Source organism: Seonamhaeicola marinus (assembly GCF_008085455.1).
On the sequence record NZ_VSDQ01000788.1, the window covers coordinates 351 to 1,866 of the forward strand.

Genomic DNA, 1,516 nt, shown 5'->3' on the forward strand with positions numbered 1-1,516 from the left:
TTTGAATCGGGATTTTTTTTGCTCTATACTTAAGCTATATTCTGTTTAATAAATCAATTGTTAACTGAAATAAATACAATTGTTAATCACTATCTTACTGATATGCTCAACGTTTTTTAAACTTAAGTTTATAACTGTAATAAATCTGTAATCCTTTTAATTGTTATTTTTTATGTATTATGATTTTAATCTTTATTAGGAAATATTAACATTTCATTAATAAGGGTTTTTGTTTAATATTTCATCTATAGTATATATTAATCAATTTATAATTCATAATGAATAAATTTATATTCTCTTTTTTTTTGCTTTTTGTTTCTTTTATAATTAATAGTCAAGAAGCTAATGAAAATAATTTTCCTGAGGCTAATTATAGGTTAGCTTCAAAATTTTCTCCGTCTAATATTTCAAAAAAAGTACATTCAACTGAAGTATATCCACAATGGTTGGCTAGTGGTAATAAGTTTTGGTATCAGTATAAAACTACTGAAGGGGCTAATTATTATTTGGTTGATTGTGATAGAAAAACTAAAGTAAAGCTATTTGATAATGCTAAAATGGCCAAATGGCTTTCGGAAATAACTAAAGACGCTTATGATTCGAAGCATTTGCCTCGTTTTAATTTTGAGTTTGTAAAAGATGAAACAGCTATACGTTTCAGGGTTACTTCAAGAGAAATGGTTATTGTTAAGAGTGAAGAAGATAAAGCTAAAACTACAAATGATTCTACTTCAAATAAAGATTCTATTTCAATTAAAAAGATAAAAAGGTTAAAGCCTAAAAAAGAAAGAAAATCTTATTATTTAGAGTACAAATTGGGGTCTGACAATTTAATAGTTATTGATAATAGTAAAAAGAAAGATACTTTTAATAAATGGGCCAATGTTTCGCCAGATAGTTCTTTGGTTGTTTTTACTAAAAAACATAATTTATATTGGATGGATAAAACCAATTTTTTAAAGGCTTTAAAAAATGACAAAGATACCACTATTGTTGAACACGAATGGACAAAAGATGGGGTTGAAAACTTTAGTTATAGTAGAAGTAATATGGGGATTAGTGAAGATGAAATTGAAAAGAAAATAGATGATAGAAAGCCAGTTTATGGATATTGGACACACGACTCTAAAAAATTTATTTTTCAACGTAGTGATGTTAGGCATATTAAAGATTTATGGGTAATTAACTCGGTAACTAAAGGACGACCTACCTTAGAACGCTACAAGTATCATATGGCAGGTGAGCAAGAATTCCCTAAAAATTATATAGAAATTTTTGATGTTTCAACAAAAAAGAAGGTTAATGTGCTGCTTGATACTACGATACAACAAAGTTTGAGTATTTATAGATATTCTTATAAAAAGTCTGACACAACAAAGCATAAACCAACATTAATTTTATCAAAGAAAGGAAATTTATATTTTAATACAGTTAGCAGAGATAGGAAACGTTTAGATATCCATGTAGCCAATGTAGAAACTGGTGAGGTTAAAACTATAATAAATGAACATTCAAA

The 1,516-nt window shown here is 26.8% G+C and carries 1 protein-coding gene; it reads left to right on the plus strand.

Features of this window, described 5'->3' with window-relative positions:
* Nucleotides 1–278 precede the first annotated feature (278 nt).
* Nucleotides 279–1,516 (plus strand): DPP IV N-terminal domain-containing protein (locus FUA24_RS23540; protein ID WP_187388377.1); only part of this gene is annotated, 1,238 nt, incomplete at its 3' end.